General features: G+C 74.7%; 22 protein-coding genes. 4 read left to right on the top strand and 18 right to left on the bottom strand.

Translation table 11 applies throughout. The features are described 5' to 3' along the window. The first annotated feature begins 42 nt into the window (after positions 1-42). Positions 43-936 (top strand): DUF72 domain-containing protein, encoded by an 894-nt coding sequence (locus NHH00_RS05260; RefSeq protein WP_253050826.1) that lies wholly within the window; start codon positions 43-45, stop codon positions 934-936. Positions 937-1,050: 114 nt separating this feature from the next. Further along, the gene (gene coaA / locus NHH00_RS05255; RefSeq protein ID WP_253050825.1) at positions 1,051-2,040 is read left to right on the top strand and encodes a type I pantothenate kinase; all 990 of its coding nucleotides are present in this window, start codon (positions 1,051-1,053) and stop codon (positions 2,038-2,040) included. Positions 2,041-2,067: 27 nt separating this feature from the next. Here coaA and NHH00_RS05250 read toward each other — a convergent pair whose 3' ends face one another. The 9 genes from NHH00_RS05250 to NHH00_RS05210 form a co-directional block, all read right to left on the bottom strand. Further along, entirely contained in the window at positions 2,068-2,790 is a 723-nt protein-coding gene (locus NHH00_RS05250) for a DedA family protein (RefSeq protein WP_253050824.1), read from the bottom strand. A 257-nt stretch (positions 2,791-3,047) separates the two neighbouring features. Then, positions 3,048-5,594, bottom strand: a complete 2,547-nt coding sequence (hrpB, locus tag NHH00_RS05245) for an ATP-dependent helicase HrpB (RefSeq protein WP_253050823.1) — start codon at positions 5,592-5,594, stop codon at positions 3,048-3,050. A gap of 56 nt (positions 5,595-5,650) precedes the next feature. After that, on the bottom strand, positions 5,651-6,250 hold the full coding sequence (locus NHH00_RS05240; RefSeq protein ID WP_253050822.1) for a peptide deformylase: 600 nt from the start codon (positions 6,248-6,250) through the stop codon (positions 5,651-5,653). A 38-nt stretch (positions 6,251-6,288) separates the two neighbouring features. Then, positions 6,289-7,650: a phosphoglucosamine mutase gene (gene glmM / locus NHH00_RS05235; RefSeq protein ID WP_253050821.1), complete on the bottom strand. Its 1,362-nt coding sequence runs from the start codon at positions 7,648-7,650 to the stop codon at positions 6,289-6,291. Between the two features lie 145 nt (positions 7,651-7,795). Further along, complete coding sequence (gene rpsI, locus NHH00_RS05230; protein ID WP_047234563.1) at positions 7,796-8,284, bottom strand: 30S ribosomal protein S9; 489 nt, start codon at positions 8,282-8,284, stop codon at positions 7,796-7,798. 45 nt (positions 8,285-8,329) lie between these two features. After that, complete coding sequence (rplM, locus tag NHH00_RS05225; RefSeq protein ID WP_253050820.1) at positions 8,330-8,773, bottom strand: 50S ribosomal protein L13; 444 nt, start codon at positions 8,771-8,773, stop codon at positions 8,330-8,332. A gap of 170 nt (positions 8,774-8,943) precedes the next feature. Then, positions 8,944-9,876, bottom strand: coding sequence for an oxygen-dependent tRNA uridine(34) hydroxylase TrhO (gene trhO, locus NHH00_RS05220; protein ID WP_253050819.1), 933 nt, complete (start codon positions 9,874-9,876; stop codon positions 8,944-8,946). Between the two features lie 64 nt (positions 9,877-9,940). Then, positions 9,941-11,635, bottom strand: coding sequence for an ABC-F family ATP-binding cassette domain-containing protein (locus NHH00_RS05215; RefSeq protein ID WP_253050818.1), 1,695 nt, complete (start codon positions 11,633-11,635; stop codon positions 9,941-9,943). A 108-nt stretch (positions 11,636-11,743) separates the two neighbouring features. Further along, positions 11,744-12,307, bottom strand: coding sequence for a DUF937 domain-containing protein (locus NHH00_RS05210; protein WP_253050817.1), 564 nt, complete (start codon positions 12,305-12,307; stop codon positions 11,744-11,746). 136 nt (positions 12,308-12,443) lie between these two features. Between NHH00_RS05210 and NHH00_RS05205 the strand changes: the two genes are divergently transcribed. Then, positions 12,444-12,845 (top strand): DUF5709 domain-containing protein, encoded by a 402-nt coding sequence (locus tag NHH00_RS05205; protein ID WP_253050816.1) that lies wholly within the window; start codon positions 12,444-12,446, stop codon positions 12,843-12,845. Positions 12,846-12,849: 4 nt separating this feature from the next. Here the strand turns inward: NHH00_RS05205 and truA are convergent, their stop codons facing one another. Beyond that, complete coding sequence (truA, locus tag NHH00_RS05200; RefSeq protein ID WP_253051419.1) at positions 12,850-13,758, bottom strand: tRNA pseudouridine(38-40) synthase TruA; 909 nt, start codon at positions 13,756-13,758, stop codon at positions 12,850-12,852. Positions 13,759-13,886: 128 nt separating this feature from the next. Here truA and NHH00_RS05195 point away from each other — a divergent pair, with 128 nt between their 5' ends. Beyond that, positions 13,887-14,657 carry an ROK family protein gene (locus tag NHH00_RS05195; RefSeq protein WP_253050815.1) on the top strand — a complete coding sequence of 257 codons (771 nt, stop codon included), beginning with the start codon at positions 13,887-13,889 and terminating at the stop codon, positions 14,655-14,657. 5 nt (positions 14,658-14,662) lie between these two features. Here NHH00_RS05195 and NHH00_RS05190 read toward each other — a convergent pair whose 3' ends face one another. The 8 genes from NHH00_RS05190 to map all read right to left on the bottom strand — a co-directional run bounded on the left by NHH00_RS05190 (position 14,663) and on the right by map (position 20,286). After that, complete coding sequence (locus tag NHH00_RS05190) at positions 14,663-15,478, bottom strand: alpha/beta fold hydrolase (RefSeq protein ID WP_253050814.1); 816 nt, start codon at positions 15,476-15,478, stop codon at positions 14,663-14,665. A gap of 223 nt (positions 15,479-15,701) precedes the next feature. Continuing rightward, a complete protein-coding gene (rplQ, locus tag NHH00_RS05185) occupies positions 15,702-16,265 on the bottom strand; it encodes a 50S ribosomal protein L17 (protein ID WP_253050813.1) in 564 nt (187 codons plus the stop codon). A gap of 74 nt (positions 16,266-16,339) precedes the next feature. Then, on the bottom strand, positions 16,340-17,356 hold the full coding sequence (locus NHH00_RS05180) for a DNA-directed RNA polymerase subunit alpha (protein WP_253050812.1): 1,017 nt from the start codon (positions 17,354-17,356) through the stop codon (positions 16,340-16,342). Between the two features lie 217 nt (positions 17,357-17,573). Beyond that, entirely contained in the window at positions 17,574-17,978 is a 405-nt protein-coding gene (gene rpsK, locus NHH00_RS05175) for a 30S ribosomal protein S11 (protein WP_021479759.1), read from the bottom strand. Between the two features lie 113 nt (positions 17,979-18,091). After that, a complete protein-coding gene (gene rpsM, locus NHH00_RS05170) occupies positions 18,092-18,466 on the bottom strand; it encodes a 30S ribosomal protein S13 (protein WP_021479758.1) in 375 nt (124 codons plus the stop codon). 237 nt (positions 18,467-18,703) lie between these two features. Next, positions 18,704-18,817, bottom strand: coding sequence for a 50S ribosomal protein L36 (rpmJ, locus tag NHH00_RS05165; RefSeq protein WP_003956441.1), 114 nt, complete (start codon positions 18,815-18,817; stop codon positions 18,704-18,706). Positions 18,818-18,912: 95 nt separating this feature from the next. Next, positions 18,913-19,134, bottom strand: coding sequence for a translation initiation factor IF-1 (gene infA / locus NHH00_RS05160; RefSeq protein ID WP_012867920.1), 222 nt, complete (start codon positions 19,132-19,134; stop codon positions 18,913-18,915). Between the two features lie 315 nt (positions 19,135-19,449). Then, a complete protein-coding gene (gene map, locus NHH00_RS05155) occupies positions 19,450-20,286 on the bottom strand; it encodes a type I methionyl aminopeptidase (RefSeq protein ID WP_253050811.1) in 837 nt (278 codons plus the stop codon). Between the last annotated feature and the right edge of the window lie 16 nt (positions 20,287-20,302).

Below are 20,302 nucleotides of genomic sequence, written 5' to 3'. Positions count from 1 at the left end.
CCCCGCGCGCGTACGGCGCCGCGTCCGGCGAGGCTGGGTCTCGTGCCCACCGTGCGGATCGGACTCTCGGGATGGCGCTACGCCGACTGGCGCGGCCCGTTCTACCCCGCCGGCCTGCCCCAGCGCCGCGAGCTCGAGCACGTCGCGTCGGTGTTCCCCGCGGTCGAGCTCAACGGGTCCTTCTACTCGCTGCAGCGGCCGTCCTCGTTCGTCGCGTGGCGAGAGCAGACGCCGGAGGGGTTCACCTTCGCGGTCAAGGGCCCGCGCTTCGTCACCCACATGAAGCGCCTGCGGGACGTGCGCACGCCCCTCGCCAACTTCTTCGCGAGCGGCGTGCTCGCCCTCGACGACCGGCTCGGCCCCGTGCTGTGGCAGCTCCCCGCACGCACGACCTTCGACGCCGGGCTGCTCGACGAGTTCCTCGCCCTCCTGCCCCGGTCGACGGCCGAGGCCGCCCGGCTCGCCCGCGAGCACGACGACCGCCTCCGCGCGCCTGCCTGGACCGAGGTGGGCGCCGACCGTCCCCTGGTCCATGCGCTCGAGCCGCGCCACGCGTCGTTCGCGAGCGCCGAGGCGCTCGACGTGCTCCGACGCCACCGGGTGGCGTTCGCGATCTCGGACGGCGCGGGTCACTGGCCGCTCGTGGAGGCGATCACGAGCCGCCTCGTGTACGTGCGCCTGCACGGCGACACCTCGCTGTACACGAGCGGCTACCGGCCGCACGTCCTCGACGCGTGGGCCGCGCGGGTGCGGGGCTGGTGCGAGGCCGGCCACGACGTCGAGGTCTACCTCGACAACGACGTCCACGCGCACGCCCCGGCCGACGCGCTCGCCCTCATGTCCCGCCTCCCGGGCCTCGCCCTGCCCGGGACCGGCCCGACCCCGGAGCCCGCACGCGGCCGGCGGCCCGCACGGTCCCGCGACGCCACGCGCTGAGCGCGGGGCGCGCGTCCCGGCACGGGTGGAGCCCGCCTGGCCCGGGCGGCACCCGACGTCCCCGGCTGGCGGGCCGTGCGCGGGCACCCGCACGCATCCGGCAGAATCAGGCGGGTGTCCTCCCCCGTCGACGACCCGTCCGACCTCCTGCCGGCCCACCTCGCGGCGCCGTCGTCGTCCCCGTACGTCGACCTCGACCGGGCGGTGTGGAGCCGCCTGTCGGAGTCGACGCCGCTCCCGCTCACGGACGACGACGTCACCCGGCTCCGCGGCCTCGGCGACCCCATCGACCTCGCGGAGGTCGACGCCGTCTACCGCCCGCTGTCGCGCCTGCTCAACCTCTACGTGACCGCGACGTCGGGGCTGCACGAGGCGACGTCGACGTTCCTCCGCGAGGAGACCGGGAACACGCCGTACGTCATCGGCGTCGCGGGCTCGGTCGCGGTGGGCAAGTCCACGACCGCGCGCGTCCTGCGCGAGATGCTGGCCCGCTGGCCCGAGACGCCGCGCGTGGAGCTCATCACGACCGACGGCTTCCTCTACCCCAACGCGGAGCTGGCGCGCCGCGGCCTCATGGATCGCAAGGGCTTCCCCGAGTCCTACGACCGGCGCGCGCTCATCCGCTTCCTGTCCAAGGTCAAGGCGGGCCACGCCGAGGTCAAGGCGCCCGTCTACGACCACCTCACGTACGACATCGTCCCCGGCGCGGAGGCGGTCGTGCGCAAGCCCGACGTGCTGGTCGTCGAGGGGCTGAACGTGCTCCAGCCGGCCCGGCCGAGCGCGCACGACGAGTCCACGGTCGCGGTGTCCGACTTCTTCGACTTCTCGATCTACGTCGACGCGCGCACGCGCAACATCCGGCAGTGGTACGTGGACCGGTTCCTCGCCCTGCGCCGTACCGCCTTCGCCCGGCCCGAGTCGTACTTCCGCCGCTACGCCGACCTCACGGACGAGCAGGCGGTCGAGAAGGCGAAGTCGATCTGGGACGCGATCAACGCCCCGAACCTCGAGCAGAACATCCTGCCGACGCGGGGTCGCGCGACGCTCGTGCTCACCAAGGGCTCGGACCACTCGGTCCAGCGGGTCCGGCTGCGCAAGCTCTGACGCGCGGCCGACGGGTGCCCCGCGGACTCACGAGGCGCGCGGTGCCGCGCCCGGCCGGTTCTCCGAGGTGCTCGGCTCGTCCGCGGTCTCCGGCGCCGGGGACGCCGGGCCCTCGGCCTGCGGCAGCTCGCCCTTGCGGCGCGCGCGCATCATGAGCACGCGGTCGATGACGAACCCCGCCGCGATCCCCAGGACGACGCCCACGACCATCGCGAGGAGCGGTTCGTGGCCCAGCCACTGCGCCGCGACGAGGCCGATGAGGACCGAGTACACCGCCCAGGTGACGGCCGCGATCCCGGAGAACGCCATGAACCGGCGGCGCGGGTAGCCCACGGCGCCGGCCGTCATGTTCACCGCGACGCGCCCGACGGGGATGTAGCGCGCGGCCAGGATGAACGACGCCCCACGGTGGGCGAGGGCCCGCTCCGCCCACGCCACGGCCTTGCGGCCCCGTGGTGAGCGCAGGAACCGGACGCGGTCGGTGCCGATGGCGCGACCGATCGAGAACGCGATCTGGTCGCCGGTCCACGCTCCGGCGGCGGCCACCAGGAGCACGAGGAGCAGGTTCGGCTCGCCGGTCGCGTGCGCGGACACGGCGAGCGTGATGACGACGGACTCGCTCGGGATGGGCGGGAAGAACCCGTCGATCGTCGCGAAGCCGAACAGCGCGGGATAGATCCACGCGGACGCCGCGAGGGCGAGAATCCAGGTCTCCAGATTCTCCAGGAAGGTCGACACGGCGTCGGGCAACGGCGTCCTCGTTCGTCGGCTGGCGGGGAGGCCAGGCGGGCGGCGGCGGCAGGTCGGGCGTCCTGCGCCACGACAAGCCTACGGAGCGCGACGACGTCGACCATCAGGGAAACCCCCGGTTCGCCCCTGAGGATTCCCGCCCGGCAGCGCCGCGCCCGGTGACGAGTCTTCCGCGTCGCGGCGCGCGGCGTCGTCATCCCGACGAACGACTTCCCGCAGCGGGGGCGTACGTCGTGAGGACCAGGACCTTCCCCGACTCAGGCGTCGCGGCGGCGCGGGCGCGGCGTGCCCCGCAGCGGCAGGGCGGTGCTCGGGTCCTCCGGCCACGCGTGCTTGGGGTAGCGGCCCCGCAGCTCGGCGCGCACCTGCGGGTAGCCCTGCACCCAGAAGGAGGCGAGGTCCGCCGTGACCGCCGCGGGTCGACCCGCCGGGGACAGCAGGTGCAGCAGGACGGGCACGCGGCCGTCCGCGACGCGGGGCGTGCTCGTCCAGCCGAACGTCTCCTGCAGCCGGACCGCGAGCACCGGCTGGTCCTGGTCGTAGCCCACCGCCACGCGCGACCCGCTCGGGACCTCGAGCCGCTCGGGCGCGAGCGCGTCGAGGCGCGCCGCCTCCGGCCAGGGCAGCAGACGGCGCAGCGCCCCGGCGAGGTCCGTGCCCCGGCCCCGGGCGACGGCCGGGAGGTCGGGCCCCAGCCAGACGTCGGCGGCGTCCAGGAGCGCCTCGTCGCCGACGTCGGGCCACGGGTCGCCCAGCACCCGGTGCAGGAACCGCAGGCGGTCCCGGAGCCGGAGTGCGCCGTCGGACCACGGGAGGCCGTCCAGACCGTCCCGGCGCAGCCCGTCGCGCACGGTCGCCGCGAGCAGGTCCGCCGGCGGGTCCCGCCACGGCTCGCGCGCGAGCTCGATCGCGCCGAGCGTGGTGACCCGGGCGGCGCGCACGCGCCCGCCCGTCCACCCGGCGACGCCGCTCGTGCGCAGCGCGGGCGCCGCAGCGGCTCGCGCCGTCGCCTCGTCGACGGGCGCGGCGGACCGCACGACGGCGTCGGCACGGCCCGCCGTGCGGTCCACGTCCGCGACCGCGAGCCACGGCGCGCCCTGCAGCGGCGAGCCCGCGGGCAGGCGCGCGCCCGCCCCGGACACCAGGAGGTAGGTCTCTCCGCCGGGTCGCAGTCGGGCCAGCCGGTCGGGGTGCGCGAGCGCGACGACGTGCCCGACGGCGGCGTCGTCGGTCAGCCGGGACCGTGCGGCGGGCCCCCCTCCCCGGGCGGAGCCGTCCTCGGCCGCGGCGGTGCGTGCCACCCGTTCGAGGCGGTCGCGCTGCGCGGCCCACGCGCCGGTCCCCGGGCCACCGCGCCGCGCCGCGCGCAGCGCCGCCGGCAGGTCGGCCCCGGGCACGCGCACGTCCTCCGAGAGCAGCGCCACGACCTCCGCGGCGAGCCGCGGGCCGACCTCGGGGACGGCGTCGAGCAGGGCGCGGGCGCGACGCGGGTCGGCGGGCACGGAGGCGATCCGGCGCCCGAGCGGCGTCACGCCGTCGGGCCCGACGGCCCCCAGCCCCTGCAGCACCTCGCGGGCGGCCGCCCAGGCGGCCGGGGGCGGCGGGTCCAGCAGCGCGAGCCCCGCGCCGTCGGGAGCCCCCCAGCACGCGAGCTCGAGCGCGAAGCCGGTGAGGTCCGCCGTGCGGATCTCCGGCTCCGGATGCCGCGCGAGGCGCGCGTGGTCGCCCTCCGACCAGCAGCGGTACACCGCCCCCGGGCCCTCGCGCCCGGCCCGCCCCGCGCGCTGCTCGGCGCCGGCCCGGCTGACCGCCACCGTCACGAGCCCGGGCAGCCCTCGGCGGACGTCCGTGCGGGGCTCGCGCGCGAGCCCCGCGTCCACGACGACCCGGACGCCCGGGACCGTGAGCGACGACTCCGCGACCGCCGTCGACACCACGACCCGGCGCCGCGGCCCGGGCTCGAGCGCCCGGTCCTGCTCGTGCGGGGGCAGGCGGCCGTGCAGCGGGCGCACGTCGACGTCCGAGAGCCCGCGCGCCAGCAGGCCCGACACGGTGTCCACCTCGCGCGCGCCGGGGACGAACACGAGCACGTCGCCCGTGCGCTCGCGCAGCGCGCGGTGCGTGGTGGCGACCACGTGGTCGAGCAGCGCGGGCGACGTGCCGCGGACGTCGGTGCGCGGACCGCGCGCGGGGCACCAGACGACGTCGACCGGGTGGAGGCCGCCCTGGACCTGCACCACGGGGACGGGCCGCGCTCCCCCGCCGAGCGCCTCCGCCGTCCGCCCCGCCTCGACCGTCGCGGACATCGCGACGAGCGCGAGGTCGTCGCGCAGGTTCTCGCGCACGTCCGCCAGCAGGGCGAGCGCGAGGTCGTCGTCCAGGTGCCGCTCGTGCACCTCGTCGAGCACGACGCCCGCCACGCCCGGCAGCTCCGGGTCGCGCTGGAGCCGGCGGACGAGCGTGCCGGTGGTGACGACCTCGACCCGGGTCCGTCGCGACGTCCGCGACTCGCCCCGCACCGTGTAGCCGACCGTGCCGCCGAGGTCCTCGCCGAGCAGCGACGCGAGCCGGCGGGCGGCCGCCCGGGCGGCGAGCCGCCGCGGCTGCGTCACGACGACGCGGCCGTCCGAGGCACCCTCCAGGGCCACCGCGAGGGCCGGCGGCACGAGCGTCGTCTTGCCGGTGCCGGGCGGTGCCTGGACGACGACGGCCCCCTCCGCGCGCACGGCGGCGACCACCTCGACCAGGTGACGGCCCACCGGCAGGTCGGGCGGTGCGGCGAGGAGCTGGGCGAGCGGGTCCATCCCGGTAGTCTCGCGCGACGACCCGCCGGACCCGAACCGCGGACGACGGCCCGGGCTCAGCCCGGGTGACCCGGGAGCCGCGCGACCCCGAGCGTGGACGCCAGCGTGCGCAGGTCCGCGGCGTCGACGTACAGCTCGCCGCGCAGGTGGTCGGTCTCGTGCTGGACGATCCGCGCCGCCCACCCGGTGAGCACGTCGTCGAACGGCTCGCCCGCCTCGTCCTGCCCGGTGAGTCGCACCGAGCGGGCGCGCGTCCGCTCCGCCTGCCAGCCGTGCACCGAGAGGCAGCCCTCGAAGAACGTCCTCGTCTCGTCGCCGACGGCCTCGTACCGCGGGTTGACCAGCACCCGGAACGCGAGCGGGGGACGCTCGCGCTCGTCGTCCGCGTCGGGGGCGCCGGGGTCCTCCACGACGGCGATCGCGAGGCCGATCCCGACCTGCGGCGCGGCGAGCCCCACCCCGGGCGCCGCGTGCATCGTCGCGCGCATCGCGTCCAGGAACCGGGGCAGCACGTCGCCGAGCTGCCCGGCGTACGGCACGGCCGGCGTCCGCAGCACGGGGTGGCCCGCCTGGACGATCGGCAGCACGCCGTCGTCGTACGCGTCGAGGAGCCCGACCACGTGCTCGCGCAGCCCCTCGTCGACCCCCTGCCGCACGCCTGCCGCCTCCCGGTCGGTCGTCCGCCCCGCCGCGCTCACAGCGCGAGCCGCTCGCGCACGACGCCCGCGAGCCGCGCGGCCACCGCGTCGGCCTGCTGCTGCGTCGCCGCCTCGACCATGACGCGCACGAGCGGCTCGGTGCCCGACGGACGCAGCAGCACGCGACCCGTCTCGCCGAGGGTCCGCTCCGCGTCCGCGACGGCGGCCCGGAGCTCCTCGTCGCTCGACGCCCGTGCCTTGTCCACGCCGGGGACGTTGAGGAGGGTCTGCGGGAGGCGCTGGACGACGCCCGCCAGGTCGGCGAGCTTCTGGCCCGTGGCCCGCACGCGCGCGGCGAGCTGGAGCGCCGTGAGCACGCCGTCACCCGTGGTCGCGTAGCGCGACAGCACGATGTGCCCCGACTGCTCGCCCCCGAGGCCGTACCCGTGCGCGCGCATCTCCTCCAGGACGTACCGGTCGCCGACCGCGGTCTGGACCGTCGTGATCCCCGCGTCGCGCATCGCGAGCAGGAGGCCCAGGTTGCTCATCACCGTCACGACGAGCGTGTCGTGCGGGAGCGCGCCCTCGTCCTGGAGCGCGAGCGCGAGGACGCCCATGATCTGGTCGCCGTCGACGACGGTGCCCCCGTGGTCGACCGCGATGCACCGGTCCGCGTCGCCGTCGAACGCGACGCCGAAGTCCGCCTCGGACGCCACGACGACGGCCTGGAGCTGCTCGGGGTGGTTCGAGCCGCACGCGGCGTTGATGTTGCGGCCGTCGGGGCTCGCGTTGATGACCACGACGTCCGCGCCGGCCGCGCGCAGCGCCGCGGGGCCGACGTCGCTCGCCGCGCCGTTCGCGCAGTCGACCGCGATGCGCAGGCCCGCGAGCGGCTTGTGGTCCTCGTCCGCGCCGATGCTCGCCATGAGGTGCTCGACGTACGCGCCGCCCGCGCGCCCCGAGTCCGGGGAGATCCGGCCGACCGCGCCGTGCGTCGGACGCTGCCACTCCTGCCCGAGCAGGCTCTCGATCCGGTCCTCGACCGCGTCGTCGAGCTTGACGCCACCGCGCGCGAGGAACTTGATCCCGTTGTCCTGCATCGGGTTGTGGGAGGCCGAGATCACGACGCCGAAGTCGACGTCCATGGTGCTCGTCAGGTAGGCGACGGCGGGCGTCGGCAGCACGCCGACGTCCTTCACGTCGACGCCCGCGCTCGCGAGCCCGGCGATGAGCGCCGCGCCCAGGAACTCGCCCGAGACTCGCGTGTCGCGCCCCACGACCGCGCGCGGCCGGTGGCCTTCCTCCTGCCCGCTGCCGAGCACGCGCGCCGCCGCGACGCCCAGGTCGAGGGCGAGCTCGCCCGTCACGTTGCCGTTCGCCAGCCCGCGCACCCCGTCGGTGCCGAAAAGCCGTCCCATGGAAAGTCCTTCCTCGACCGGCCGTACGTCGACCGTACGACCGCCTGCCCTGCCCCGCCCTCGGCGGGCTTGGTCACCGTCCCTCACAAACGACGTCGGCCCCGGTGGACGAGGTCCACCGGGGCCGACGAGCGCACAGCGCGGATCAGCGCTTGGAGTACTGCGGTGCCTTACGGGCCTTCTTGAGACCGGCCTTCTTGCGCTCGACGACGCGCGCGTCGCGGGTGAGGAAGCCGGCCTTCTTCAGCGCTGGGCGGTTGTGCTCGGCGTCGATCGCGTTGAGCGCACGCGCGATGCCGAGGCGCAGCGCACCGGCCTGGCCGGAGGTGCCGCCGCCGCTGATGCGGGCGACGACGTCGAAGCGACCCTCGACGTCGACCAGCTTCAGCGGGGAGTTCACGAGCTGCTGGTGAACCTTGTTCGGGAAGTAGTCCTCGAGCGAGCGCCCGTTGATCTTCCACTGCCCGGTCCCGGGGACGAGGCGCACGCGCGCCACGGCCTCCTTGCGGCGGCCCAGGGCCTGGCCGGGGGCGGTGATGCTCTGGCCGCGGCCCGTGGGGGCGGCGGACTCGGAGGTGTAGGTGCTGGGCGTCTCGTCGCCCAGGGTGTCGGTGTCGACGGTGGTCTCGGCCACGGGTGGTGTCCTCGCGTCTCTCTGTGCGCTACGCCTGGGCGGCGATTACTGCGCGACCTGGGTGATCTCGAACGGCTTCGGCTGCTGCGCGGCGTGCGGGTGCTCGGCACCCGCGTAGACCTTGAGCTTGCCGAACTGGGCGCGACCGAGGGTGGTCTTGGGGAGCATGCCGCGCACGGCCTTCTCCACCGCACGCTCGGGGTGCTTGTCGAGCAGGTCGCCGTAGGGGACGGCACGCAGACCACCCGGGTAGCCGGAGTGGTTGTAGGCCATCTTCTGCTCGCGCTTGTTGCCGCTCAGGGCGACCTTGCCGGCGTTGATGACGATGACGAAGTCACCGCCGTCGACGTGCGGAGCGAAGGTCGGCTTGTGCTTGCCGCGCAGCAGGGTGGCCACGTGGGTGGCCAGGCGGCCCAGGACGACGTCGGTCGCGTCGATGACGTACCAGTCGCGCTGGACGTCGCCGGGCTTCGGGGTGTACGTACGCACGGTCGTAGCCTTCGTTTCTGTCTCAGAATGTCTTCTTCGGCCGCTGAAGCGTGCGGCCGAGAGGGCAGGTCGTTGCGCGGCGGGCTCGGTCGGCACCCGCTCCTTGGCCGGCAGCGAGTGGGCGCGCTAGCGACACGGGTGTCGTGAGATGAGCACAACGACTCACCAGACTACCCGCGGGTCGGGCCGCCGGTCAAAGCGGCCGGACGGGGATCCGGGCGCTCGCCCACGCACGTCGCGCAGCGGGCCGAGCGTGCGACGTGCACGCAGTCCGGGCAGTACAGGCGCAGCGTCCGGCAGCTCGGGTCCGCGCAGTTCTCGTACTTCGCCGTCGCCGCGCCGCAGCCGGTGCAGGACCCCAGCGGGGTCGACCCCGGGCCGAGCTCGACGTGCATGCGCTCGTCGAAGACGTAGAGCGAGCCCTCCCACAGTCCCTGCGACCCGAACGCCTCGCCGTACCGCACGACGCCGCCGTCGAGCTGGTAGACCTCCTCGAAGCCGCGGGCGGTCAGGAGCGCGGACAGCACCTCGCACCGCACGCCCCCGGTGCAGTACGTGACGACGGGCCGCTGCTTGAGGTCGTCGTAGCGGCCCGAGTCGATCTCGGCGACGACGTCGCGCGTCGTGGCGACGTCCGGCACGACCGCGCCGCGGAACCGCCCGATCTCGGCCTCGAACGCGTTGCGGCCGTCGAACATCACGACGTCGTCCCCCCGCTCGGCCACGAGGTCGTGCAGGGCCTGCGGGCTCAGCCGCGTGCCGCCGCCCACGACGCCGCTCGCGTCGACCACGACCTCGTCGGGGACGCCGAACGCCACGAGCTCGGGTCGCACCTTCACGGACAGGCGCGGGAAGTCGCGTCCGGTGCCGTCGGACCACTTGACGTCGATGCCCTCGAAGCCGGGGTACTGCCGGGTCGTCTTCACGTACTGCTTGAGGTCCTCGACCGTCCCGCCCAGCGTCGCGTTGATCCCGTGGTGGGCGACGATCACGCGTCCCGTGAGGTTCCACCGCTCCCCCAGCGCCCGCTGCCAGAGCTGCACCGCGCGGGGGTCGGGCAGCGGCGTGAAGGCGTAGAAGAGCACGATCTTGTGGACGGCCATGCCCACCAGGATAGGGACCGCGCCGGCCACCACCGGCACGCGGCGGCAGCCCCGTACGCGGCGGCTACCGCGCCCGCTGCACGCGCTCGACGTCCCAGACCGGCTCCGGGGCCTCGACGACCTCCCCGTCCCCGCGGAACACGAGGTAGCGGTCGAACCCGCGCGCGAACCAGCGGTCGTGCGTCACGGCGAGCACCGTGCCCTGGAACGCCGCGAGACCGGCCTCGAGCGCCTCGGCCGAGTGCAGGTCGAGGTTGTCCGTCGGCTCGTCGAGCAGGAGGAGGGTCGCGCCGTCGAGCTCGAGCAGGAGGATCTGGAACCGCGCCTGCTGGCCGCCGGACAGGGTCTCGAAGCGCTGCTCCGCCTGGCCGACCAGCTCGTACCGGTCGAGCGCGCGGCTCGCGCCCTCGCGCCCCATCCCCGCCCGGTGCCCGTCGCCGCGGTGGAGGATCTCCAGGAGGGTCCTCCCCCGCAGCTCCGGGTGGTCGTGGTTCTGGGCGAACCAGCCCGGCCGGACCCGCGAGCCGAGCACCGCGCGACCCGTGTGCGCCACGGGGTCGGGCCGGACGCCGTCGGACGTCGCGGGGTCGGGCACGACCCCGGGCTCGGGGTCGCTCCCGCCGGCGGCGAGGAGCCGCAGGAAGTGCGACTTGCCGGACCCGTTGGAGCCCAGCACCGCGACGCGCTCGCCGAAGAACACCTCGAGGTCGAACGGCTTCATGAGGCCCGTGAGCTCGAGCGACCGGCACGTCACGGCGCGCTTGGCGGTCCGGCCGCCGGCGAGGCGCACGGTGACGCGCTGCTCGCGCGCGAGCACCTCCGGGGGGCCCGCCTCCTCGAACTTGCGCAGGCGCGTCTTCGCCGCCTGGTACCTGCTCGCCATCCCGTCGTTGTAGGCGGCCTTGGTCTTGAGCGTCTGCACGAGCTCGCGCAGCTTCGCGTGCTCCTCGTCCCACCGCCTCGCAAGCTCCGCCAGGCGCTCGCGCCGGTCCGCGCGCGCCTGCGCGTAGGTCGCGAACCCGCCGCCGTGCACCCAGACCGTCCCACCGCCCGGCGTCGGCTCGAGCGTCGCGACCTGCGTCGCCGTGCGCGACAGCAGCTCGCGGTCGTGCGAGACGTAGAGCACCGTCTTGGGCGACGCGACGAGCCGCTCCTCGAGCCAGCGCTTGGTCGGCACGTCGAGGTGGTTGTCCGGCTCGTCGAGCAGTAGCACCTCCTCGGGCCCGCGGAGCAGCGCCGTGAGCGCCAGGCGCTTCTGCTCGCCGCCGGACAGCGTGCGCACGTCGCGCCACTGCGCCTTCTCGAACGGGACGGACAGGACCTCGTCGGTCACCTCGTCCCACGCCGTCTCGGCGTCGTAGCCCCCGACGTCGGCCCAGTCGACGAGCGCCTGGGCGTACCGGAGCTGGGCGGGCTCGTCGTCGACCGTCATGATGTCGTGCTCCGCCGCGGCGAGCTCGAGCGCCGCCTCCTTGACCGCGGCGGGCGCGAGCTCGACGAGCAGGTCCCGGACCGTGCGGTCGTCGTCGATCCGCCCGACGTCCTGCCGCATCACGCCCAGGCCGCCGCTGCGCACGACCACCCCGCCGTGCGGAGCGACGTCGCCCGTGACGATGCGCAGGAGCGTCGACTTGCCGACGCCGTTCGGCCCGACGAGCGCGACCCGCGCGCCGTCCGCGACGCGCAGGCTCACGCCGTCGAGGAGAGTGCGTCCGTCGGGCAGGTGATACGTGACGTCGCTGAGGTCGAGGTGTCCCACGGCCTCATGGTCTCCCGGCCGGGCCCACCGGGTCACGCGGATTCCGCGCTCCCGGACCGCGCCGGCACCGCTGCACCCCGTGCACGACGGCCGCGGGTGCCACCGGGCTCAGCGCCGACCGCCCCCGAGGAGCCCGCCCAGACCGCCCAGGAGGTCCCCGAGGCCGCCCCCGGACCCGCCCGAGCCGCCGCCCAGCAGCCCGCCGAGCAGGTCGCCCAGCCCACCGCCGCCGGCGCTCTCCGACGCCGCCGTGGAGGAGCCCGCGCCCGCGTCCTTGCCGCCGAGCTGCTTCGCGAGGAACGCCAGCGCGATCGGCGCGAGCGCGGGGAGCACCTTCGAGAGCAGACCCTGCTGGGTCCCCGTCGAGTCGGCGAGCTGCGCGACGACGGCCTCCTCGTTCGACCCGAAGACGTGGCGGACGATCTTCTCGCCGTCGGCCGTGTCCACGTCGTCGAGGTTCACCCCGCCCTCCACGAGCGACGGGTCGTGCTGCGTGAGCGCCTGGCCGAGCGACGCCGCGCCGGCCGGGTCCTGCGCGTTCGCCCGGAGCCCGCCCAGCAGGGCGGGGAGCGCCGCGCCGACGGCCTGCTGCGCCGTCGCCTCGTCGACGCCCAGCCGACCGGCGAGCTGGTCGAGCGGGATGGTGGACAGGATGTCGTCGATGCCGGCCATGGTGGTCCTCGGTTCTCGGGGTCGTTCGGGGAGGCCACGGCGCGCGCGACCCGTGCCACGGTACCGCCCGCGGCACGTCGGTGCAGGTCCGGGCGCAGATGCTGCGTCCGGCCGCGCGAGGTGCCACTGTGGACGCATGAGCGAAGACACCACCGGCACCAGCCCGGACCCGGAGACCGGCGCCGAGGGCGACAACGACCAGCTCCAGGCCGAGGACACGCTGCTCGACCGCGGCGTGGACGACGTGCTCGACGAGGGCTACTCCCCGCCCGACCGCCCCCGCACGAACCACTACGGCGAGACGCCGTGGGAGGAGGTGCACGGCGAGACCCTCGACCAGCGTCTCGCCGAGGAGGAGCCCGAGGACTGGGAGCGCGACCCGCTCGAGCGCCCCGACGACACCCGGTCGGGCCGCCTCGTCGCGGACCCTGACGCGCTCGACGGCCGCCAGAACGACACCTACGCCGACGACGAGGGCATCTCCGGGGGCGCCGCGGGCGCCGAGGAGGCCGCGGTGCACGTCGTCGAGGAGCCGTGACGGGCTAGCCCCTCGGCGGTCCGGCCTGGTCGCGCGACGCGCCCTCGTCCCAGACGTCCTCCTCGTTCCGGACGGCGCGGATCCGGTCGGCGCGGGCGGCGAGCTCGTCCTCGGGCGGGTACGTGACCTCCTCGAGCACGAGCCCGTGGGCGGGGACGACGCCGGCCCCCGCGTCGCGGCGTCGGCTCGCGAGGAGCTCCGCGGGCCAGGCGACGTCGCGTCGCCCCTCCCCCACCGCGAGCGACGCGCCGACGAGCGCGCGGACCATGTTGTGGCAGAACGCGTCCGCGCGGACGTGCGCGACGACGAGGCCCGCGTCGGGACCGTCGACCGGCCGCGACCACGACAGGTGCTGGAGCTCACGGATGGTCGTCGCCCCGGGGCGCGGCTTGCAGAACGCCGCGAAGTCGCGCACCCCGAGGAGCGGCTGCACGGCGGCGTCCATCGCGGCGACGTCGAGCGGGCGCCGGTTCCACAGGACCCAGGCGCGCCGCAGCGGGTCGCGCTGCGCCGCGTCGTCCGCGACCCGGTACGTGTACGCGCGGTGCAGGGCCGAGAAACGGGCGTCGAACCCGGCCGGCGCCGGCGCCGCGCGGTGGACGACGACGTCACTCGGCAGCACCCCGCCGAGCCGCGCGACGAGCGCGTCGCCGGGCGAGCGGTCGGAGCGCCCGGGCAACGCCTCCCACTGGTCCCGCGTGAGGTCGACGTGCGCGACCTGTCCCCGCGCGTGCACCCCCGCGTCGGTGCGCCCCGCGACGGTGAGGCGCGGTGCCGGCCCCCGCAGGAGCGTCGCGAGACCGTCCTCGACCGCGCCCTGGACCGTCCGCAGCGCCGGCTGGCGAGCCCACCCGGCGAAGTCCGTCCCCTGGTAGGCGAGGTCCAGGCGGACCCGCACGACGCCGTCGGGCAGCGCGTGCCGCCCCGTGCCGTCGGCAGGGGCGGACTCGGGGGCGTCGGGGGCCGGGGCGTCGCTCACGGGAGTTCACCGTAGTCGCCCGGCCGTGCGGCACGCGCGTCGTCGTGCCTACGCTGCCGCCCATGACCGGCGACCGCGCAGACGTCCGCACCCTCGCCGTCGACTGCGGAGGCGGCGGGATCAAGGCCAACGTGCTCGACGCGTCGGGCACCGCCCACGCCGCCGCCGTCCGCGTGCCCACGCCCTACCCGCTGCCCCCCGAGCTGCTGGTCGAGACGATCGCGGAGATCGCGGCCACGCTGCCGCCCGCCGACCGGGCCACCGTCGGGATGCCCGGCATGATCCGGCGCGGGGTCGTCGTGCACACCCCGCACTACGTCACCCGCAGCGGACCCCGCTCGCGCGTCGACCCGGCGCTCGTCGAGGCATGGACGAGCTTCGACGTCCAGGCGGCCGTCGCCCGGCGGCTCGGCGTGCCCGCGCTCGTGCTCAACGACGCCGAGGTGCACGGCGCGGGCGTCGTCGCGGCGTCCGGGCTCGAGCTCGTGCTGACGCTCGGGACGGGGCTGGGGTCGGCGCTCTTCCACGGCGGGCGGCTCTCGCCGCACCTCGAGTGGTCGCGCGCCCCGGTGCGGCGCGGCACCACCTACGACGAGTACGTCGGCGAGCCGGAACGCCGCCGGCTCGGCAACGGGCTGTGGTCGCGGCGCGTCCTCGCGGTCGTCGAGGGCCTGCGGCCCGTCTTCTGGTGGGACCGGCTGTACCTGGGCGGCGGGAACTCGCGGCAGATCGCCCCGAGCGTCCTCGACCGCCTCGGCGACGACGTCGTGGTCGTCCCCAACTCCGCGGCGCTCGTCGGCGGTGCACGCGCCTGGGACCTGCCGCCGGCCTGACCGCCTCAGCGCTCGACGGCGCGGCGCGGGGCGACGCCCGCGGGCGGCGCCCCGTCCGCCCCGGGGGCCGGACGACCCGCCGCGACCGCGCGGTGGGCGTCGAGCAGGGCCCGGTTGAACGCGACCGGCGCGTCGAGGCTCACGAGGTGCCGCGCGCCCGGGATCACCACGAGCCGCGCGGGCGCTCCCCCGCGCCGGGCCGCCTCGACGAACCCCCGCTCCCCGAACCGGAAGTGGTCCCACCGCCCGTTGACCACCCACACGGGCGAGTCCGCGGCGGCGAGCGCGGACACCGGGTCGACCGCCTCGACCTCGCGCAGGATCGCGCTCATCACGTCGAGCGCGAAGCCGCCGGCCGCGAGGTCGGCCGCGGCCTGCGGCGTCAGCGCCCGGTCGACGAGCGCCTGGTTGAGCCCCGCTCCACCGTCGGGCAGGCGCTCGATGCCGCGCGCGACGAGGAGCCAGCCCCCGCGCAGTCGGGTGGCGGGCGGTGTCGAGCAGGCGGCGGCCACGAGGCCGACGACGCGCTCGGGGTGACGAGCCCGTGCCTCGATCGCGACGTAGCCGCCGAGCGACAGCCCGACGACGAGCGCACGCCCGCCGAGCTCGTCGATCCCGGACGCGACGGCCTCCACGGCACCGTCCAGGGTGAACGCCTCGCCCCGCCGCGCCCCGTGCCCCGGCAGGTCCACGGCCACCGCGTCGACGCCCGCGCGGCGCAGGGCCGCGAGCTGGTCGCGCCACATCGACCGCGACGTGCGCGAGCCGTGCACGAGCACGACGGGCGGCCACGCCGCCAGGGAGGAGTCGACACTCGTCACGTCTCGACCGTAGGCCCTCCTCGACGCGAGATCGACCCGGACGTCGCGACGTCGACCTCCCGAAGGTCGATCTCGGCCGTACGGGCCGATCTCGCACCCACCTTCGCGGCCGCACGCACACCGACGCCGGCAGGGCGGCAGAACGCCGCAGGGCCCGGGACCGTACGGTCCCGGGCCCTGCGGCGTGGGGTCGCGGAAGACCCCGAGAGTCGATCGAGGAGGCTCAGGCCTCCTTCTTCTCCTCGGCGGCGTCCTCGACGGGCGCGTCCTGGACGTCCTCGGCGGGAGCGTCCTCGACGGCGACGGGAGCGTCCTCGACGGGCGCGTCCTCGACCGCGTCGGCCTTCTTGGCCGGCTTGTCAGCCTTCTTCTTGCTCGCCTTCTCCGCGGCCTTCTCCGCCTCGCGGACGACGGCCTGCTTGGGGCTGACGGGCTCGGTCACGAGCTCGATCACGGCGAGGGGCGCGTTGTCGCCCTTGCGCGTGCCGACCTTCGTGATGCGCGTGTAGCCACCCTCACGCTCCGCCATCTGCGGGGCGATCTCGGTGAACAGCGTGTGCACCACGGACTTGTCGCGCACGACGCGCAGGACGCGACGACGCGCGTGCAGGTCGCCGCGCTTGGCGAACGTGATGAGGCGCTCGGCCACCGGGCGCAGACGCTTCGCCTTGGTCTCGGTGGTCGTGATGCGGCCGTGCTCGAAGAGCTGGGTGGACAGGTTCGCGAGCATCAGGCGCTCGTGAGCCGGTCCGCTGCCGAGCCGGGGGCCCTTGGCGGGGGTAGGCATGGGATGTGCTCCTTGGGAAGTGTTCGCGCCGCAGGTGCGGACCCGGACGCGCTGAGGTGTCTAGAGCCGCAGGCTCAGTACTGCTGCTCGGTGTCCGAGAACGTCGCCTCGTCGTCGCCGTCGTAGTACGCGGCGGCCGACGGGTCGAAGTCGAGCGGCGAGTCCTTGAGGGACAGGCCGAGCTCGGCGAGCTTCTCCTTCACCTCGTTGATGGACTTCGCACCGAAGTTGCGGATGTCCAGCAGGTCCGCCTCGCTGCGTGCGACGAGCTCGCCCACCTGGTGGATGCCCTCGCGCTTGAGGCAGTTGTACGAGCGGATCGTGAGGTTGAGCTCCTCGATCGGCAGCGCCAGGTCCGCGGCGAGAGCCGCGTCCGTCGGCGACGGGCCGATCTCGATGCCCTCGGCCTCGACGTTGAGCTCACGGGCCAGGCCGAAGAGCTCCACCAGCGTCTTGCCCGCCGACGCGAGCGCGTCGCGCGGCGAGATGGCCGGCTTCGTCTCGACGTCCACGACCAGCTTGTCGAAGTCCGTACGCTGCTCGACACGCGTCGCCTCGACCTTGTAGGTCACCTTGAGGACCGGCGAGTAGATCGAGTCGACCGGGATGCGCCCGATCTCGGCGTCGAAGGACTTGTTCTGCGAGGCCGAGACGTACCCACGGCCGCGCTCGACGGTCAGCTCGATCTCGAGCTTGCCCTTGTCGTTGAGCGTGGCGATGTGCAGCTCGGGGTTGTGGACCTCCACACCCGCGGGCGGGACGATGTCCGCCGCGGTGACCGCACCAGCACCCTGCTTGCGCAGGTACATCACGACGGGCTCGTCGTTCTCCGAGGAGACGACGAGGTTCTTGATGTTGAGGATGACCTCGGTCACGTCCTCCTTCACACCCGGCACGGTGGTGAACTCGTGGAGCACACCGTCGATGCGGATGGAGGTGACCGCCGCGCCCGGGATGGACGACAGCAGCGTGCGACGCAGCGAGTTGCCGAGCGTGTAGCCGAAGCCGGGCTCCAGCGGCTCGATGGAGAAGCGCGAACGGTTCTCCGAGATGACCTCTTCGGTCAAGGTGGGGCGCTGTGCGATCAGCACTGGTGGTTTCCTTTCGGTGAGCGTCCGCCATATGACGCTGCACGGTTCAAGGCGAGGTGCGTGCCTGCGGCACGCGGCCCCGGCCGGGACTCTGTCCACCCGGTCGGGAAGGGTGCGTCGACCCCGTCAGGAGGCTGCTGCCCCGTGACGGGCGCCGTCGACGGGCTCGGCCGGTCGGTGACCGGGCGGCCCGTCGACGGCACGCCGACGACGAGGGTCAGACGCGACGACGCTTGGGCGGGCGGCACCCGTTGTGCGCCTGCGGCGTGACGTCCTGGATCGAGCCGACCTCGAGGCCGGCCGACTGCAGCGAGCGGATCGCCGTCTCGCGACCCGAGCCCGGGCCCTTGACGAAGACGTCGACCTTCTTCATGCCGTGCTCCTGCGCCTTGCGGGCAGCGGCCTCGGCCGCGAGGCCGGCGGCGAAGGGGGTCGACTTGCGCGAGCCCTTGAAGCCGACGTCGCCGCCGGAGGCCCACGCGATCACGGCGCCCGACGGGTCCGTGATCGACACGATCGTGTTGTTGAACGTGCTCTTGATGTGCGCCTGGCCGGCGGGGACGTTCTTCTTGTCCTTGCGGCGAGGCTTGCGCCCAGCGGCGGCGCGAGTCTTGGGAGGCATCTTTCGTTTCTCTCCTGGTCTGAGGTGGTCTGACCGCGGGGATCTCCGACCGGGACGACGTGGACCGTGCGGCCGACGTCAGCACCCGAGCGGGGCCCGCCCTGCGGACTGGCTCAGCGGGCCTTCTTCTTGCCGGCCACGGTGCGCTTGGGTCCCTTGCGCGTACGCGCGTTGGTCTTGGTGCGCTGGCCGCGCACGGGCAGGCCGCGGCGGTGACGCAGGCCCTGGTAGGTGCCGATCTCGACCTTGCGGCGGATGTCGGCGGCCACCTCACGACGGAGGTCACCCTCGAGCTTGTAGTTGCCCTCGAGGTAGTCGCGGAGCGCGACGAGCTCGGCGTCGCCGAGGTCCTTCACGCGCGCGTCCGGGCTGATGCCGGTCGCGGCCAGCGTCTGCTGGGCGCGGGTACGGCCGACGCCGTAGATGTAGGTGAGCGCAACCTCGAGCCGCTTGTCGCGGGGGAGGTCGACGCCGATGAGACGTGCCATGTGCCTTTCGGCTCCTCGTGCTTCGTCGGAGGTCTCTCGCACCGCCCTCCCACGGGGAGCTCCGTGGGCCCCGGCCTCCGAGCCGGGGGTTCCCCTGCCTGTGGCGCTCTCCTCCCGGACGCGTGTCCGGGGTGCCGAGCAGGTTCGTGGTGGTGCGCTGGTGGTCGTCCGTCGTCGTGACGGGCGGCCAGGTGACCGCGGTCCCGAGGGACCGTCACCCGTGGCGCAGGCGCGGGCTCAGCCCTGGCGCTGCTTGTGCCGCAGGTTGTCGCAGATCACCATGACGCGACCGTGCCGGCGGATCACCTTGCACTTGTCGCAGATCTTCTTGACGCTGGGCTTGACCTTCATCTTCGTTCCCTCAGTGGTGCCCCGCTCCGGGCGCGACCGACGGGCGGTCCCGGGATCCGGGTGGCGAGGCGGGTGAGTGGGTGGACGCGTGGCGACTACTTGTAGCGGTAGACGATCCGGCCGCGGGACAGGTCGTACGGGCTCAGCTCGACCACGACCCGGTCCTCGGGGAGGATCCGGATGTAGTGCTGGCGCATCTTGCCCGAGATGTGCGCGAGAACCTTGTGACCGTTGGCCAGCTCCACGCGGAACATCGCGTTCGGCAGGGCCTCGACCACGCTGCCCTCGATCTCGATGACACCGTCCTTCTTTGCCATGTCCTCCGCTAACTCTCGTCTGAACTGCTGGTACTCCCGCGCACGCCCGACCCGAGGGTCGTCCGTTCGTGGGAGGTGCGTGGAGCCGCGTGCGAGGATCGGTCGCCCGGGTCCCGAGGGACGGGGGCCGGTCGAACGACGTGCACGGACTACACCCGACGGACCATCCTACGGCATTCGGCAAGAGTCGCGAAACCGTGGCGGGCGCCGGAGGTCGTGCGACGCGTCACTCCCCCGCCGTGCGCCGGGCCGACCAGACAGGTGCCGTGCGGACGCCGGGCCGCGCAGGCGTCAGGTGCCGGGCGGGTCGAGGCGTCAGGCCGCCAGGGGCGCGACGCGGACGCCGAGCTCCGCGAGCTCGGCCGCGCCGCCGTCGGGTGCGGTGAGGACCCAGATCCCCTCGTCGAGGATCGCGACGCTGTGCTCCCAGTGCGCGGCACGGGCGCCGTCGTCGGTCACGACCGTCCAGTCGTCCTCGCAGACCTCGGTGAACCGGTCGCCGAGGGTCAGCATCGGCTCGATCGCGAGGCACATGCCCGGGCGCAGCCGCGGGCCCTTCTCACGCGTGCGGTAGTTCGGGACGTCGGGCGGCTGGTGCATCGCGGAGCCGATGCCGTGGCCCACGTACTCCTCGACGATCCCGTAGGAGACGCCGTCGGACTCTCCCGAGACCCGGACCGAGTCCTCGATCGCGGCACCCACGTCGCCGAGCCGCTCGCGCGTGGCGAGCGCGGCGATGCCCGCCCACATCGCGCGGCGCGTGGCCTCGACGAGCGCCTCGTCGCGCGGCTCGCCCTCTCCGAGGACGAAGGAGACGGCCGAGTCGCCGTGCCAGCCGTCGACGATCGCCCCGCAGTCGACGGAGACGATGTCGCCCGGGCGCAGCTCGCGCGGACCGGGGATGCCGTGCACGACCTCGTCGTTCACGGACACGCACAGCGACGCCGGGTATCCCTCGTAGCCGAGGAACGACGGCGTCGCGCCAGCGTCGGCGATCACCGCGGCGGCGAGCGCGTCCAGGTCGGCCGTCGTCATGCCCGGGCGGACGGTCTCACGGACCGTCTCGAGCGCCCGCGCGACCACGAGGCCGGCGCTGCGCATGGACCGGACCTGGTCGTGCGTCTTGTACTCGATGCGCTCGCGACCGAACACCCTGCTGCTCCCCAGA

This window comes from Cellulosimicrobium cellulans, assembly GCF_024124905.1.
Lineage (GTDB): Bacteria > Actinomycetota > Actinomycetes > Actinomycetales > Cellulomonadaceae > Cellulosimicrobium > Cellulosimicrobium cellulans_G.
This window is presented reverse-complemented; position numbering and strand designations above follow the sequence as displayed.

Coding starts and splice junctions, on each gene's coding strand:
- infA (WP_012867920.1), bottom strand. CDS start 19,134: ATGGCAAAGAAGGACGGTGTCATCGAGATCGAGGGCAGCGTGGTCGAG.
- NHH00_RS05210 (WP_253050817.1), bottom strand. CDS start 12,307: ATGGCCGGCATCGACGACATCCTGTCCACCATCCCGCTCGACCAGCTC.
- trhO (WP_253050819.1), bottom strand. CDS start 9,876: ATGGCCGTCCACAAGATCGTGCTCTTCTACGCCTTCACGCCGCTGCCC.
- rpsM (WP_021479758.1), bottom strand. CDS start 18,466: ATGGCACGTCTCATCGGCGTCGACCTCCCCCGCGACAAGCGGCTCGAG.
- rpsK (WP_021479759.1), bottom strand. CDS start 17,978: ATGCCTCCCAAGACTCGCGCCGCCGCTGGGCGCAAGCCTCGCCGCAAG.
- hrpB (WP_253050823.1), bottom strand. CDS start 5,594: ATGGACCCGCTCGCCCAGCTCCTCGCCGCACCGCCCGACCTGCCGGTG.
- rplQ (WP_253050813.1), bottom strand. CDS start 16,265: ATGCCTACCCCCGCCAAGGGCCCCCGGCTCGGCAGCGGACCGGCTCAC.
- NHH00_RS05205 (WP_253050816.1), top strand. CDS start 12,444: ATGAGCGAAGACACCACCGGCACCAGCCCGGACCCGGAGACCGGCGCC.
- glmM (WP_253050821.1), bottom strand. CDS start 7,650: ATGGGACGGCTTTTCGGCACCGACGGGGTGCGCGGGCTGGCGAACGGC.
- rpmJ (WP_003956441.1), bottom strand. CDS start 18,817: ATGAAGGTCAAGCCCAGCGTCAAGAAGATCTGCGACAAGTGCAAGGTG.
- NHH00_RS05195 (WP_253050815.1), top strand. CDS start 13,887: ATGACCGGCGACCGCGCAGACGTCCGCACCCTCGCCGTCGACTGCGGA.